The 336-nt window shown below is 75.0% G+C and carries 1 pseudogene; it reads right to left on the bottom strand.

Features of this window, described 5'->3' with window-relative positions:
- Positions 1-336: pseudogene (locus IH61_RS0140045) on the bottom strand (Na+/H+ antiporter); the annotation flags it as partial.

The raw sequence follows: 336 nt of genomic DNA, 5'->3' as shown, positions 1-336 counted from the left end.
GCCGAGGGCGGCCTCCTCCAGGTCGAGGTCGCGCTGGAGGACGCGCAGGGTGGTGTCGCTGATGCGGTGCTCCTCGTAGAGGCGGCGCAGTTCGGTGTTCTGTACGGCGATGACCTCGCGGCGGAGCTGGCGGTGGGCGGCGTCGGCGGTCGTGCCGTCCGGGGCCTCGGCGGTGCGGTCGAGGCGGGCGGTGAGGCTGCGGCGGACGCGGTCGACGGAGGTCTCGGGGACGGCCTCCAGTTCGGAGAGGTGCTCGACGTGGTCGAGGGCGGCGCGGTTGAGCGCGTCGCGGGCGTCGTCCTCCTCGCGGGCGGTGTGCTCGGGTTCGAGGGCGAG

The sequence above is a fragment of the Streptomyces sp. NRRL WC-3742 genome (assembly GCF_000720635.1).
Taxonomy (GTDB): domain Bacteria; phylum Actinomycetota; class Actinomycetes; order Streptomycetales; family Streptomycetaceae; genus Kitasatospora.
This window is presented reverse-complemented; position numbering and strand designations above follow the sequence as displayed.